Consider the following 14093-nt stretch of genomic DNA (forward strand, 5'->3'; position numbering starts at 1 on the left):
TGGCTTAATAATTCGCTCTTTTTTCAAAGCGGAAACATACGCACTAAGCACCGCCCTCATCCTGGCCGGTGGCCGAGATGAGGGCGGGATGTTCTATTAGAAGGTGACCCCGACGCCGGCGCTCACCGTTTGACCGCTATCCTCGGTCGGATAGGCGCCCGAACGATTCTCGGCGTTCCAGTGGATCAGGTTGAACTGGAGGCGAATGACGTTGTCGAGGTACCAGTTGACCCCGGCAGTCGCCGCCCAACCCTCGCCCGCCGTCGGAACGCCGGAGTAGTCGATGTTCTCGTAGCGAGCCAGCAACTCGATCGCGCCGGGACCGCCGTCCAGGACCGGCCGCAGAACGCGTGGCTGCGCGAAGGTGCCGAGGTGAGCGTTGTACGGCGGCAGTTCGCCGGTGAGGAAGTACCCGCTCGACAGGCTCCAGGCTTCGCTGACGAAGTCGGGCCGCCCAGCATCCAGTTCGGCATTACGTTTGCCCGCCTCGCCCATGACCCAGAAAGGTCCAGCATAGCCGCCGGCTTCTACGCCATAGCCCCGCGTTCCCGTGCCGCCGGTCAAGGTTCCGCTCGAAACGCGCAGGGCCCCGTTGAAGCGGCCGCCGATCACCGTGTTGCGCGTCAGAGACCCGGCGCCCTCGGCCAGCTGCTCATCGAAGCCCCAGGCCCCGAGGTGAAGGGTGGTGCGCTCGGTCTTGACCGGGTTCCAGTGGATCCGTCCCATCAGCGTCTGGCTGTCGGAAACCACCTGGCGATTATCGATATAGTCGCCACTGAGGGTCAGAGAGGCGTGGCCGCTCTTCCAGAACACGCGAGGCATCAACGAAATGCCGTAGAAGCCGCGCTGCGGAATGATGGAGGTCGCGACGACGTTGCGCTCCAGGAAGGGGGGCGCATCAGAGCCGCTCGAACCCTCGAAGCTGCGGTCGTTGAACATGTTGCCGAAGCGAACATCGTAGGAAATGTCGCCGACCTTGTCGCGCCAACCGACGAAGGCTGTGCCCACGTCAGACACGTTGTCGGCAAAGTCGTTTTCGAACTGGTAGAAGAAATTCGGCCCCGCAGAACCCTCGATCCCGATCCGCAGCGCGCGCATTCCGGTCGTCGTGATGTTGCGCGCATCATAGTCCGACCCGAAGGTCGAACTGGTGTGAGCAATGATGCGGCCGCGCATCTTGAACCGGTATTTGCCGTCCGGCGAATAGAAGGCTGGCAGTCCGCCTTTCCATTCCGTCGTCACGCCGGCGGTGTTGTTGGCCTCGGCACGGGCTTGGTCAGCGGTCTGTTCCGCCAGACCAGGCTGCACGATGTTGGTCGCGAAAAGTTCTGAGGCGCTGTCACCGTCTGTGCTTGCGCGGCGCGAAACGCCAGGCGTCCGAACCGCAGCCGAAGGTGAGGGGGCGGCAGTTCCGACGGGCTTGGCGGCTTCGATCGCATCGAGCCGGGCGCGAAGCGCGGCGATTTCCCCAGCCTGTGCGCGAACCAGAGCGGCAAGATCTGCCTGATCAACAGATTCCGTCTGTGCGAAACCAGGGCTGGCGAACAGAACAGCCACTAAAGCCGTACCAGCAAGAAGCGTATTTTTCATTTCATGATGTTCCCTGATTTTCCCGACGACCCGTATTAATATTTGAGTACACAAATATTTGGAGCTCACGGCTCAATTTACTTATGTTTTTGCGCCATTTGGATGTGATATATTGCAACAATCACATCCAATATCATATTGTTTACGCCTAAAGCGCCCACCCCTCTCGGCGCGAACGAAGAATTAGCCCAAACAACACTAGTACAAATACATACGTAAAAACCCCTAACCCCTAACCAGCCCCGGCTTCATTTATTGATTTTGAAGTTAACTTAACGCTAATCGCCAATGCGTAGCTTCCCCTACACGTTCGCATCAATTTTATTGGGACTTCAGCATTTAACCTTCTGAAAATGTTTAGCGTTGCATTTGAATTTAGTCATTGTTGATTAGATTTCAGCCCGATCTAGGCGCTCCTTAATATGAATGCGAAATTTATATCATCGCCATGCATATTGAGGCCTATAATCATCAATACTGATTACCTTCAGACCTGTACGGGCAAATATAAATGAAAACCGTGCAACGGCAGCAGACATATCAGCCCTTGCCTGAAGTTCAGAGCCCCAAAAAACTTGAAAAGATGAGCCTTAAGACTGACGGCACGCAGGATTTTCTACTCACGGCCGACAGATGCCGCGCTATGGGCTCGACCTTTATCGCCTCCGTCCTAGAGTCCGTCGTCGCCCAGTTGCCGCGCGCGCCGGTCAGCGCCGCCATGATTTGCAACTGGCCAGGCGACCCAGCGGCAGCCGCCCTCGCCCTGCGGGTCAACGGCGCGCTCCACGCCCTTGCACGGCGAGGAACCCCCAAGCGGCTCGCGCAGCTTTACCGTGGAGAACACGACGACTTCGACGGCGCCATCGCCGCCGCGTTGTCGGAACAAGACCAGTTCATCGCCGACTGGCTTCGGCACCCGACCCAGACCAACGAGGTGGCGCGCGCAGGCGCGACAATGGCCGCCCTGATGGCGTCAGCGCGCCAATGGGGCATGCCGTTCGAACTGCTGGAATTGGGATCGAGTTGCGGTCTGAACCTCAACCTCGCGCACTACGCCTATCGCCTGGGCGGCACTGAGGCGGGGGATCGCGTCTCCACCGTGAGGATCGAGCCCAGATGGCGGGGCGCGCCTCCGCCTATGGTTCCCGTCTCGATCGCCACGGCGCGCGGCGTGGATCTGCACCCTCTTGACGCGTCAGACCCACAGGACCGCGAGCGCCTTCTGGCCTTCGCCTGGGCCGACCAACCCGCCCGAATGGATCGCCTGGAAAAGGCGCTTGAGATCGCGCGGGTCCATCCGCCACGCGTCGATTTGGGAGACGCGCCCGCGTGGCTGGCGCAGCGTTTGGCAGAGCCGCAGCGGGCAGGCCATTGCCGGGCTGTGGTCCACACAATGTTCCTGCAGTATCTCGACCAACGTCATCGCGCCGACCTCACGGCCATACTGGATGCGGCCGGCAGCCGGGCGACGCCGGACGGCCCACTGGTCTGGATCAGCTTTGAATGGACGCCCGACCGCAGCGAAGTCGAGTTACGTCTGACGACTTGGCCTAACGGCGAGACGAGGGTTCTGGCGAAATGCCATCCCTACGGCGACGCGGTAGAGTGGCTGGACGGCGACACGGGCTCGCTCGCCCCTTAGATCGCCTTGATCGCCCCGCCATCCAGCCGGATCAAGGATCCGGTGACATAGGCGGCGAGCGGGCTGGCCAGGAAGGCGGCGGTGGCGCCGAACTCCTCAGTCGTCCCGATCCGCCCGACGGGGATGGATTTGACGGATTCGGCCCTGGCCTCCTGCGGCGTGACGCCGGTGCGTTCGGCCGCCGCCTGATCAAGGCGTTCGATGCGGGGCGTGTCGATCCGGCCGGGCAGAAGGGTGTTGACCGTCACCCCGTCCGGTCCGACCTCGTTGGCCAGGGTCTTGGCCCAGGCGGCCACCGACGCCCGCAGGGTGTTTGAAACCCCCAGAGCCGCTGACGGCTCGACCACGGTGATCGAGGCGACATTCAGAATCCGGCCCCAGCCGGCCGCCCGCATCCGCGGCAGCACCCGATCGGTCAGGCGGAAGACCGACAGGACCATGGATTCGAAATGATCGCGCCAAACCGAGGGCTCTAGGCCCGACACGCCCGACGGCGGCGGCCCGCCGGTGTTGTTCAGCAGGATCTCGACATGTCCGCCCAGCAGTTCCTCCGCCAGATCGACGGCCTTCAGCAGCGCCTCGTGGTCGGCTAGGTCCGCCGTGACCACGACCGCCCGGCCGGGTCCTGCGGCGTTCAACTCGTCGGCCACGGCCTGAAGCTTCACCGCATCCCGCGACAACAGGGCCACATGGACGCCTTCCGCCACCAGGGCTGTCGCCACGGCGCGACCCAAACCGGACGAACCGCCGCAGATCAGGGCGCGTTTGCGGGCGAGTTTCAGGTCCATGTCGGCTCCTTGCTTCGATCGAGCTGCGGATATCGGGTTTCCGCAGCGTCAGCGCAACGCGACGTTAACCGACGCGGCGCACCATCCTTCTCATGTGGCCGTCAGCAGCTGTCTGGATCGGCCGTGGAGGGCCGGCCCATGTCGACCAAGATGACCTCGAGCGTGCGTCGCCACAGCGACCATTTCGAACCGCAGGACACCGATCCGCACGAGCAGCGCCGCCTGCGCGGCCAGCTGGAGCAGATCGATTACGCCGCCTATATCGCCAACAAGGAATTGATCGGCCACACCCTTACCGGACTGGACGCCGCCTCCTTGCAGAAGCTGGCCGTTCTAACTGCGGGCGCCCGCGCCAAATGGGCCGCTGAGGCCCTGCGCCTGGCCCATTCAGGTTCGCCCGTCACCCCGGACCAGGTCGCCCGCCTGACCGCCGCCCGAACCGCCTTCGACGAACTCGCCGAAGCCTATGAGGCCCTGCGGCGCATGGTCGAGCGGGGGTATGCGGTGTTGAAACCGTCCTAGATGGAACGCCTGGTGGAGCCGAGGGGAGTCGAACCCCTGACCTCGTCATTGCGAACGACGCGCTCTACCAACTGAGCTACGGCCCCGTTTCCAGTGCTGGATCGGGCCTCCAGGCGAGGCCGGGACATAGAAGGCGGGCGGGCGTGGTGTCAACGGACTTGTGCGCGCAATCGAAGCAGGTTCGCACGGAAGATTGTGGGATGGGTCGGCTACGGCTAGAAGCCGGAGCTCGCGCCTTGCAGGAGAATACATATGGGCACCGCCCTGGTCTGGCTTGTGAACACCATCATCGGCCTGATGGTCTGGTTCATCATCATCCAGGCGATCCTGAGTTGGCTGTTCGCCTTCGACGTGATCAACCACCGCAACCGGTTCGTGAGCCAGATCGCCGACTTCCTGGACCGGATCACCGCGCCGATCCTGGAGCCGTTCCGTCGGATCATTCCGACCCTGGGCGGGATCGATATTTCGCCGATCGTCGTGCTGCTGTTGCTGCAGTTCGTCCGCATCCTGTTCAACGCCTCCGCCGCCCCGATCCTGATCGGCATGCTGGGCTGAGGCGCCACGGCGGCGGGGATTCCGACGGGCGGGGACGATTCCACCCTTGCGCCGCGCCGCCAGCTTCCTAAAGGTGCCGGCCCCGACCATTATTGACCACGGTTCATGAGCACGATCACCACAGTCGCCGTCCTGGGCGCCGGACAGATGGGCGCAGGCATAGCCCACGCCGTGGCCCTGGGCGGCTATTCGGTCCGACTCTATGACGTGACCGCCGCCCGGTTGCCGCTGGCCCAGGGCGAGATCGCCGCCAGTCTGTCGCGCCATGTCGGGCGCGGCCTGGTCGGCCAGGGCGAGGCCGACGCCGCCCTGGCGCGGATCTCCGTGACCGAGGTCATCGCCGACGCCGTGACCGGCGCCGACCTGGTGATCGAGGCGGCTCTGGAAGACGAGGCGGTCAAGAAGGCCGTCTATGCCCAGGTCGCGCCGCACCTGGGACCGCAGACCCTGCTGGCCTCAAACACTTCGTCCATTTCGATCACCCGGCTGGCCTCGGCCTCGGACCGGCCCGACCGGTTCATCGGCCTGCACTTCATGAAGCCGGCGCCGGTGATGAAACTGGTCGAGATCGTGCGCGGCATCGCCACCTCGGCCGAGACCCATTCGGCCGCCGTCGCCTTCGCCGAAAGCCTGGGCAAGACGACGACGGACGCCGAGGACTTCCCGGCCTTCATCGTCAACCGCATCCTGGTGCCGATGATGAACGAGGCGATCTTCGCCCTGTATGAAGGCGTCGGCAACGTCGCCTCCATCGACAAGGCGCTGCGGCTGGGCGCCAATCACCCGATGGGGCCGCTGGAACTGGCGGACTTCATGGGGCTGGACGTGGTTCTGGCCATCATGAACGTGCTGTACGACGGGTTGGCCGACAGCAAATACCGCCCCTGCCCCCTGCTGGTGAAATATGTCGAGGCCGGCTGGCTGGGCCGCAAGAGCGGGCGCGGCTTCTACGACTATTCCGGCGAGACGCCGGCGCCGACGCGATGAGCCGGTTCGAGACCTATGCCGACCTGCCGGGCCAGGCGACGATCCATTCGCGGCCCGCGCCCCTGTATCCGATCCTGGCGTCGTTAGCCGGCGCCGCCTGGCCGCCGCTGTTGCTGACCCTGCCCTTCTGGCCGCCCAAGGCCGTCGGCGTGGGACGGGATCTGGACTGGCGGCTGCTGGTGCTGCTGATCGGCCTTGTCGTGGTGCCCCTCGCCCTGTGGCGCATCATCGAGGAACGCCGCCGCAGTGGCCGACCGGGTTCGCGCCTGGGCGTCGTGTGGCGCTTCATGCTGTTCGGCGGCCTGGCCGCGGCGGCGGTTCAGGTGGTCTGGGTCCTGGGGATGACGATGTTCGGCTGGTTCGAGGCCGGCGACGTCATGCAGGCCCTGGGCGCCACAGAGACGACCTTGCTGATCTTCGGTGTCGGCGGGCTTCCGATCGCCATGGTGGTGGGGGTCAGCTATGCGCTCTGGGCGGGGCTTTGCGCCGCCTTCATCGCCTTCGAGGCCAAACCGGCCGTGAAGGACAGACTGGGCCTGATGCCGAAAGTTTAAGCGACGCTGAGGCCTGACTACAGGGATTGGGGGATCCTATGTCAATGGAAAGACAAGCGAGCGAAACAACGCCGAACCAGAGCGAGGCCCTGGCGCCCGTCAAGTCGGAAGCGCGGATCGTCACGCTGGACATCATGCGGGGCCTGGCCGTTCTGGGCATTCTCGCGGTCAATGTCGTGTCGTTCGGCCTGCCCTTCATGGTCTATAGCAACGCGGACCTGAGCCCATTTCCGGTGACCGGGGCCAACGCCGTCGCGCGCTGGTCCGTGGACGTCTTCTTCCATCAGAAATTCATCACCCTGTTCTCGATGCTGTTCGGCGCCTCGATCTTCCTCGTCGGAGGCGACCGCGATGACGAGGCCCGGGGCCGGCTGCTGCGTCGCCGACTGTTCTGGCTGGCGGTCATCGCCCTGATCCACGGGCTGGCCTTCTGGTACGGCGACGTCCTGCTACTCTACGCCTGGTCAGGCCTGTTCGTGATGCTGATGCGATCAATGCCCGCCGGCGTGCTGATCGGGGTCGGTCTCGGGGTGACCTTGTTCCTGGGGGCCATGCAGGCGGGGCTGGCCTGGCTGATGGTCGCCGGGCCGCCCGAGGTGGTCGAGGCGATGAAGCAAGGCCAGCCGCAGGATACGCTTGAAGCCGTGCAGGCCGCCATCGCCGCCTATCGCAGCGGTTGGGCGGGCGCCATGGGCCAGAATCTGATGTCGTGGGCGTTTCTTCAGGGCGCCAGCCTGACGATGTTCGTCTTTTCGACCGTGGCCCTGATGATGACGGGTCTGGGTCTGTTCAAGGCGGGCTTTCTCAGCGGGCGGGCGCCGACCTGGGTTTATCTGGCCGTGCTCGCTGTGGGCGCCGCCGTCCTGGCCCTGCTGGGCGTGCTGGAATGGACCGAGATCATGGCGCCGAAGGGCGCTCACCCGACACGAGGTTTGGCGGAGGTCGTCGCCTCCTTCCCGATTTTCGTCACCCTGGCCTATGTCAGCTTGATCGTGCTGGTCGCCAGAAAAGGCCCTTCCTGGCTGGCGCCCCTGAGGCCCGTGGGCCAGATGGCCTTCACCAACTACCTATCCCAGACCCTGATCATGACCACCGTCTTCTACATGCCGTGGGGGCCGCGCCTGTTCGGTCAGGTCGATTATGTCGGCATGTGGGGCCTGGTAGCCGCCGTTTGGGCGCTGCAGCTGATCTGGTCGCCACTGTGGCTGGCGCGGTTCAGCATGGGGCCGCTGGAGTGGGTCTGGCGCTGTCTGACCTACGGTCGCGTCGTGCCGATCCGAAAAGAGGCCTGATCGCGCTTTTATCGCAGGCGCGAAGGGATTAACTGGGGGCCATGGCCGCCCCGGATACTCCCGCCGAAACCTTCAAACGCGCGCTCGGCCATGCCGCCCGCGCCCTGGCCGAGCAGCCCGAGCTGGAGGTGGTGTTCGGGTCGGACGGGCCCAAACTGGTCGGCGGGGTCCTGACCCTGCCGCATCCGCCGCGCGATCCATCCGGCCCCGAGAGCGCCTCGCTGCGAGGTCAGGCCGACCGGCTGGCCCTGCGCCTGGCCAATCACGACGCCGCCGTCAACGCCCGCATGCGGCCGCTCGACAGCAAGGCGGCCGAGGTGTTCGACGCGGTCGAACAGGCGCGGGTCGAGGCCGTGGGCTCCGAATATCTGGCCGGGGTGCGCGACAATCTGGGCGCCGCCCTGATCACGCGGCTGGAAAAGACCGGCGCCCTGCGCATCGCCGAGGCGGACCGGGTGCCGGTGTCCGAGGCCGTGGCCCTTCTGGTCCGCGAGCGGCTGACCGGCCGCGCGTCGCCCGACGGCGCCAGGTCCATGCTGGACCTGGTCCGCGCCGGCATCGAGGCCAAGGCCGGAGACAAGCTGGACGCCCTGGCCGCGACCGCCGGAGACCAGGCGGGCTTCGCCGAGAAGATGCGCGACGTGCTGCGGGCCCTGGACCTGGACCCCGGCGACGGACGCGGCGAGGACACGTCCGAAGATCCCGGCGATGAGGAGCCGGATCCCCAGGAACCCGACGCCAGCGACGAACCCGACGAGGAGGAGGACGAGCAGGGCGGCGAGGGCTCCCAGTCCATGGAGGGCGACGCCGACGATCAGTCGTCGGAACAGGAGCGCGAAAGCCGCCCCGAGGGCGCGCCCGCCGATCCCGACGGCGACGGCGCAGAAGACGGACCTGAGTTGAACGAGGGCCAGCAGCCCAATCGCCAGCAGACCGCCGACGACGGGCGGGCGGTCGACTTCTACCGCGTCTTCACCACCGCCTATGACGAGGTGGTGGACGCCGCCGACCTGTGCGACCCGATGGAGCTGGAGCGGCTGCGGAACCTGCTGGACCAGCAACTGACCATTCTGTCGAGCGTGGTCTCTCGTCTGGCCAACAAGCTGCAACGCCGCCTGCTGGCGCAGCAGAACCGCTCCTGGATGTTCGATCTGGAAGAGGGGATGCTGGACACGGCGCGCCTGACCCGGATCGTCACCGACCCCACCGCGCCCCTGTCGTTCAAGGCCGAGAGCGAAAGCCCGTTCCGCGATACGGTCGTGACCCTGTTGCTGGACAATTCCGGCTCGATGCGCGGGCGGCCGATCATGGTGGCGGCGGTCTGCGCCGACATCCTGGCGCGGACCCTGGAGCGCTGCGGGGTCAAGGTCGAGATCCTGGGCTTCACCACCCGCGCCTGGAAGGGCGGACAGAGCCGCGAAGCCTGGATCACCGCCGGAAAGCCCGCCAATCCCGGCCGCCTGAACGACCTGCGCCACATCATCTACAAGGCCGCCGACGCCCCCTGGCGCCGGGCCAAGAAGAACCTGGGCCTGATGATGCGCGAAGGCCTGCTGAAGGAAAACATCGACGGCGAAGCCCTGCAATGGGCGCACAATCGCCTGCTGGCCCGGACCGAGCAGCGCCGCATCCTGATGGTGATCTCGGACGGGTCGCCGGTCGACGACTCCACCCAGTCGGCCAACGCCGCCCTCTATCTGGACAAACACCTGCGCCAGGTGATCGCCGAGATCGAGGACCGGTCGCCGGTCGAGCTTTTGGCCATCGGCATCGGCCATGACGTGACCCGCTGGTACCGCAAGGCCCTGACCATCGTCGATGTCGAACAGCTGGCCGGCGCAATGACGGAGAAACTGGCGGAGCTGTTCGAAGCCGAAAGCGCCGGCGTCCCGACCCGCCGGGTGCGCAAGAAGCTGGCCGCATGACCCGCTTGCGCCGTCTCGCCGTCGCCTGGGCCGCCCTGGCGCTGACGGCCTGCGCCGCCACGCTCGGCCCGCCTCAACCTAGTCTGTCCGACAACGACGGCTGGACCTTCGCGCCGGCCGAGCTGAAGACCGTCGGTCTGGGCCTGCCGGGCGCCGTCCTGGCTCCGGGGGTCAGTTTTGCGGGAGGAGTGGAGATCGTCGCTGGCCTGGGCTCGCCCCTGCACGGGCTTTCCGACCTGAAATTGACTGGCGACGGCGGTTTCGTGGCCGTGTCCGACGCCGGGGATTTGGTGCGCGGCGTCCTGCGGCTCGATCCTCAGGGCCGGCTTGTCGGTGTCGATCACCTGGCGTCCCGCCGCTTGACGCTGGAGAATGGTCAGCCGATCGCCGACAAGATCGACGGGGACGCCGAGGGTTTGGCCCTGACTCGATCGGGCGATCTGCTGATCAGTTTCGAGCGCCGCCATCGCATCTGGAACTATGGCCCGCTGTCGGACCTGCGCACACCGACGGCTGTGTCGTCGCCGGACGTCGCCTTCCCCGACAACGAAGGCATGGAGGGACTTGCTGCGGCCCTGCCCCGTCAAGGCGCAGAGGGCTGGCGCGCCTTGGGCGAAGGCGGCGGCGTGTGGGATTGCACGCCGGACCGCTGCCGCGTCGTGGTCTCGCCGCCGGCCGAGGCGCCGAAGGACAGCGACTATCGCTCAACCGGCCTGGACCGCGATCCTTCCGGCGACGGGTGGTTCATGGTCGAGCGCCGCTATACGCCCCCGTTCGACATGCGCGGACGTGTTCGCCGACTGACGCCCGACGGGACGCCGGGTCCGATCCTGGTCGAGCTGAAACTGCCCGGCACGACCGACAACTTCGAGGGTGTCGCGGCCGAGCGGCGGGGCCAGGGGACGCGGCTCTATCTGCTGTCCGACGACAACGCCAACCCGGCCCAGCGCACCCTGCTGCTGGCCTTCGACGTCCGATAGATCAGGCCGCGCCCGCCCATTGGGCGGTTTCCGGTTCGCCCTCGACCGCCAGCAGGGCCTTGACGAAGGCGTCGCGCCAGATGCCGACATCGGTGTCGCGCACCACCTGCATCAGGGCCTCCCACTTCCGGATTCGCTCGGACAGGGGCATGGTCAGGGCCTTCTGGATGGCGTCCGACAGTTCCTCGCGGCTGTAGGGATTGACCAACAGGGCCTCGCCCATCTGTTCGGCGGCCCCCGCAAAGCGCGACAGGATCAGCACACCGGGATCATCCGGGTTCTGAGAGGCGACATATTCCTTGGCCACAAGGTTCATGCCGTCGCGCAACGGCGTCACCAGCCCGACCCTGGCAGCCCGATAGATGCCGGCCAGTTGATCCCGGCGATAGGTCCGGTTCAGATAGCGGATCGGCTGCCAGTCCATGTCGCCGAAGGCCCCATTTACCCGACCCGCCAGCGAGTCCAGCCGCGCCCGCAGGTCCTGATAGGAATCCACGTCGTCGCGCGAGATCGGCGTCACCTGCAGCAGGAAGACCTCGCCCCGCATCGAGGCGTTGTCGTGCAGGAACTGCTCGTAGCCCAGAAGCCGTTCTTCCAGCCCTTTGGAATAATCCAACCGGTCCACGCCCACGATCATGGCCCGGAAAGCCGATGAGGCCGCCATTCGGTCGTAAGTGCGCGCCCCCAGTGTCGAATTCCGCGCCGCCAGGAAGCCGTCCACGTCGATGCCGATGGGGAAGACGCCGGTCTGGACCCGCCGCCCGAAACACTCCAGCCCGCCGTGGCCGAACAGCTCGCCCTGAGCCTCGCTGACCACATAGTCTGTGAACAGGTCACACCACTCTTGCGTATGGAATCCGATCAGGTCGAAGTCGAACATCGACTCCACCAGCCGCCGGTGATGCGGCAGAGTGACCAGCAACTGACGCGCCGGCCAGGGCGTGTGCAGGAAGAAGCCGATCCGGTTCCTGACCCCCAGGCGGCGCAGATCCCGCGCCATCGGGATCATGTGATAGTCGTGGATCCAGATGATGTCGTCCGGCTCGATCACCGGGGCCAGAACCTCGGCGAACCTTCGGTTCACCCGCTCATAGCCCTCGCCGTAGGAGCGTTCATACTGGGCCAGGTCGATGCGATGGTGGAACAGGGGCCACAGGGTCTTGTTGGCATAGCCGTTGTAATATTCGTCGACGTCCTGCGGCTCCAGATCGACCAGACCGACGGTGACGCCAGCCCGATCCTCCACCTTCATCTCGCCAGTGAAGGTCTCGACCGTCTCGCCCGACCAGCCGAACCACAGGCCGTCGTATTTCCGCAGCGCGGCGGACAAGGCCATGGCCAGACCGCCGGCGGAGCCTGCGGCAGGGTCGGAAGGGGCGGAAACCCGGTTGGATACGACGATCAGGCGACTCATGACTTCACTTCGACAGCGACCCCAGCCCCGGGGTCAGACAGGTGTTCGGCGTATCAACGCACGTCGGTCCAGGAACGGCTCAACATCACGGCGCAATTGATGATGCCGACCAGGGAATAGGTCTGGGGGTAGTTGCCCCACAGCTCGCCGTCCTCGACCGAGATGTCTTCGCTCAACAGGCCGGCCTGGGTGCGCCGGGCCAGCATCTCCTCGAAGATGGCCCGCGCCTCCTCGACCCGACCGTTCTGGTGCAGGGCCTCGATGAACCAGAAGGTGCAGAAGTTGAAGGCGGTCTCCGGTTCGCCGAAATCGTCGGGCTCGACATAGCGGAACAGGAAGGGTCCCTTCTTCAGATCGCGCTCGATGGCGTCGAAGGTCGCGACCTGACGCGGGTCGTGGGCGTCGAGGAAGCCCAGATCCGTCAGTTGCAGCAGCGAGGCGTCCAGTTCACGACCGCCGAAACTGGCCGCGAAACGGCCCTCGTCCGGCAGGAAGGTCTCGGCCTCGACCCGTTCGCGGATGATCGTCGCCCGCTCGCGCCAGACCTGGCCCCGGCCGGTCAGACCCAGGTGATCCGCCGCCTTGGCCAACCGGTCGCACGCCGCCCAGCACATGACCGATGAATAGGTGTGAACCCGCGCGATGGTGCGGAACTCCCACAGACCCGCGTCGGTCTGGTCGTGCATGGCGAAGGCGCGTTCACCGACCTTCTCCAGGGCGTGGAAATCCGCGATGGTGCCACGCCGCAGCAGCCGCTGATCATAGAAGGCCTGGACCAGCGGAAGCACGATCTGTCCGTACACGTCATGCTGCAGATGTTCGTGCGCCTGATTGCCGATCCGCACCGGCTTCATGCCGCGATAGCCCTCGACCGTATCGACGATGCTCTCGCCGATCCCCGGCTCCAGCCCCACGCCATAGACGGGCTGGACATGGCCGCCGGCGGCGTCATCGACCAGATTGCGCAGATAGCCCAGATAGTTCTCCAGGATATCGACCGCGCCCAAACGGTTCAGCGCCCGCACGGTGTAATAGGCGTCGCGGATCCAGCAGTAGCGATAATCCCAGTTGCGCCCGCTCTCCTTGAACTCGGGCACCGAGGTGGTCATGGCGGCGACGATGGCTCCCGTCTCCTCATAGGCGCAGAGCTTCAGGGTGATGGCCGCCCGGATCACCGCCTCCTGGTAATCGAGCGGCAGATACAGTTTGCGCACCCAGTCCTGCCAATAGGCGACGGTGCGGTCCAAGGCCGCCTGGACGCCCGGACCGACATCCTGGTCATAGCCCTCGTCCGGGCCGAGGAAGAAGGCGTGCGGCCGCTCCAGCCGGAAGGTCCGCTCTTCCAGCACGTGGGACACTGGACAATCCGTCGTCAGACGGAAGGTGACGTCCGGACACATGAAGCGGATATGGTTCGACCCTGAGGTATAGGGCGCCGGCTGAGCGCCCCAATCTGCAGACGGGCGCAGCCGGATACGGATGCGCGGCGTTCCTTCCAGAGGGCGCACGATCCGCCCGAAGGCCAACGGTCGGTAGGTGCGCGAATGTTTTGGATGCCTGGGTGCGAAATCGATGATCTCGACCGCCGCCCCGTCGTCGGCCGTCAGAACGGTCCGCAGCACCGGCGTATTGCGAATATAGGCCTGACTGACGTGTTTCAGCCCCTCCAGTTCGACGGCCCAATAGCCATGATCCGGCGCTTCGCCGTTCATCAGGGCCGAAAAAACCGGATCGCCGTCCACACGTGGGGCGCAGGCCCAGACGAACCGGCCCTGACGGTCGATCAGGGCGCTGATGGCGCAGTTGCCGATGGGGAAGAGGTCAAGATTGGGTTTCATCGG

The 14093-nt window shown here is 65.4% G+C and carries 12 protein-coding genes and 1 tRNA gene; 8 read left to right on the forward strand and 5 right to left on the reverse strand.

Annotation, left to right across the window (positions count from 1 at the left end; genetic code table 11):
* Positions 1–96: 96 nt before the first annotated feature.
* Positions 97–1659: an OprO/OprP family phosphate-selective porin gene (locus tag PKE72_RS11055; RefSeq protein WP_271165425.1), complete on the reverse strand. Its 1563-nt coding sequence runs from the start codon at positions 1657–1659 to the stop codon at positions 97–99.
* Between the two features lie 514 nt (positions 1660–2173).
* Here PKE72_RS11055 and PKE72_RS11060 point away from each other — a divergent pair.
* Positions 2174–3232: a DUF2332 domain-containing protein gene (locus tag PKE72_RS11060; protein ID WP_271165426.1), complete on the forward strand. Its 1059-nt coding sequence runs from the start codon at positions 2174–2176 to the stop codon at positions 3230–3232.
* Here the strand turns inward: PKE72_RS11060 and PKE72_RS11065 are convergent.
* Positions 3229–4020, reverse strand: coding sequence for an SDR family oxidoreductase (locus tag PKE72_RS11065; RefSeq protein ID WP_271165427.1), 792 nt, complete (start codon positions 4018–4020; stop codon positions 3229–3231). The genes PKE72_RS11060 and PKE72_RS11065 overlap by 4 nt on opposite strands.
* Positions 4021–4158: 138 nt before the next feature.
* Between PKE72_RS11065 and PKE72_RS11070 the strand changes: the two genes are divergently transcribed.
* Positions 4159–4542, forward strand: a complete 384-nt coding sequence (locus PKE72_RS11070; RefSeq protein ID WP_271165428.1) for a hypothetical protein — start codon at positions 4159–4161, stop codon at positions 4540–4542.
* A gap of 10 nt (positions 4543–4552) precedes the next feature.
* Here PKE72_RS11070 and PKE72_RS11075 read toward each other — a convergent pair.
* Positions 4553–4628, reverse strand: a tRNA-Ala gene (locus PKE72_RS11075).
* Between the two features lie 166 nt (positions 4629–4794).
* On the opposite strand from PKE72_RS11075, the gene PKE72_RS11080 reads away from it, so the two are divergent.
* From PKE72_RS11080 to PKE72_RS11105, 6 genes are all read left to right on the forward strand, one after another.
* Complete coding sequence (locus PKE72_RS11080; protein ID WP_271165429.1) at positions 4795–5100, forward strand: YggT family protein; 306 nt, start codon at positions 4795–4797, stop codon at positions 5098–5100.
* A gap of 105 nt (positions 5101–5205) precedes the next feature.
* Positions 5206–6087, forward strand: a complete 882-nt coding sequence (locus PKE72_RS11085; RefSeq protein ID WP_271165430.1) for a 3-hydroxybutyryl-CoA dehydrogenase — start codon at positions 5206–5208, stop codon at positions 6085–6087.
* Positions 6084–6641: a phthalate transporter gene (locus PKE72_RS11090; RefSeq protein WP_271165431.1), complete on the forward strand. Its 558-nt coding sequence runs from the start codon at positions 6084–6086 to the stop codon at positions 6639–6641. Before PKE72_RS11085 ends, PKE72_RS11090 begins: the two co-directional genes overlap by 4 nt.
* Positions 6642–6685: 44 nt before the next feature.
* Entirely contained in the window at positions 6686–7933 is a 1248-nt protein-coding gene (locus PKE72_RS11095) for a DUF418 domain-containing protein (protein ID WP_271165432.1), read from the forward strand.
* A 41-nt stretch (positions 7934–7974) separates the two neighbouring features.
* Positions 7975–9858 (forward strand): cobaltochelatase subunit CobT, encoded by a 1884-nt coding sequence (gene cobT / locus PKE72_RS11100; protein ID WP_271165433.1) that lies wholly within the window; start codon positions 7975–7977, stop codon positions 9856–9858.
* Positions 9855–10838 carry an esterase-like activity of phytase family protein gene (locus PKE72_RS11105; protein ID WP_271165434.1) on the forward strand — a complete coding sequence of 328 codons (984 nt, stop codon included), beginning with the start codon at positions 9855–9857 and terminating at the stop codon, positions 10836–10838. The genes cobT and PKE72_RS11105 overlap by 4 nt, the downstream gene beginning before the upstream one ends.
* Position 10839: 1 nt before the next feature.
* Here the strand turns inward: PKE72_RS11105 and PKE72_RS11110 are convergent, their stop codons facing one another.
* Both PKE72_RS11110 and PKE72_RS11115 read right to left on the reverse strand, forming a co-directional pair.
* Positions 10840–12252, reverse strand: a complete 1413-nt coding sequence (locus PKE72_RS11110) for an alpha,alpha-trehalose-phosphate synthase (UDP-forming) (RefSeq protein WP_271165435.1) — start codon at positions 12250–12252, stop codon at positions 10840–10842.
* A gap of 53 nt (positions 12253–12305) precedes the next feature.
* Positions 12306–14090 (reverse strand): glycoside hydrolase family 15 protein, encoded by a 1785-nt coding sequence (locus PKE72_RS11115; RefSeq protein ID WP_271165436.1) that lies wholly within the window; start codon positions 14088–14090, stop codon positions 12306–12308.
* Positions 14091–14093: the final 3 nt, after the last annotated feature.

The organism is Brevundimonas intermedia (assembly GCF_027922165.1).
Taxonomy (GTDB): Bacteria; Pseudomonadota; Alphaproteobacteria; order Caulobacterales; family Caulobacteraceae; genus Brevundimonas; species Brevundimonas intermedia.

Coding starts and splice junctions, on each gene's coding strand:
- PKE72_RS11060 (WP_271165426.1), top strand. CDS start 2,174: ATGAGCCTTAAGACTGACGGCACGCAGGATTTTCTACTCACGGCCGAC.
- PKE72_RS11065 (WP_271165427.1), bottom strand. CDS start 4,020: ATGGACCTGAAACTCGCCCGCAAACGCGCCCTGATCTGCGGCGGTTCG.
- PKE72_RS11070 (WP_271165428.1), top strand. CDS start 4,159: ATGTCGACCAAGATGACCTCGAGCGTGCGTCGCCACAGCGACCATTTC.
- PKE72_RS11080 (WP_271165429.1), top strand. CDS start 4,795: ATGGGCACCGCCCTGGTCTGGCTTGTGAACACCATCATCGGCCTGATG.
- PKE72_RS11085 (WP_271165430.1), top strand. CDS start 5,206: ATGAGCACGATCACCACAGTCGCCGTCCTGGGCGCCGGACAGATGGGC.
- PKE72_RS11090 (WP_271165431.1), top strand. CDS start 6,084: ATGAGCCGGTTCGAGACCTATGCCGACCTGCCGGGCCAGGCGACGATC.
- PKE72_RS11095 (WP_271165432.1), top strand. CDS start 6,686: ATGGAAAGACAAGCGAGCGAAACAACGCCGAACCAGAGCGAGGCCCTG.
- cobT (WP_271165433.1), top strand. CDS start 7,975: ATGGCCGCCCCGGATACTCCCGCCGAAACCTTCAAACGCGCGCTCGGC.
- PKE72_RS11105 (WP_271165434.1), top strand. CDS start 9,855: ATGACCCGCTTGCGCCGTCTCGCCGTCGCCTGGGCCGCCCTGGCGCTG.
- PKE72_RS11110 (WP_271165435.1), bottom strand. CDS start 12,252: ATGAGTCGCCTGATCGTCGTATCCAACCGGGTTTCCGCCCCTTCCGAC.
- PKE72_RS11115 (WP_271165436.1), bottom strand. CDS start 14,090: ATGAAACCCAATCTTGACCTCTTCCCCATCGGCAACTGCGCCATCAGC.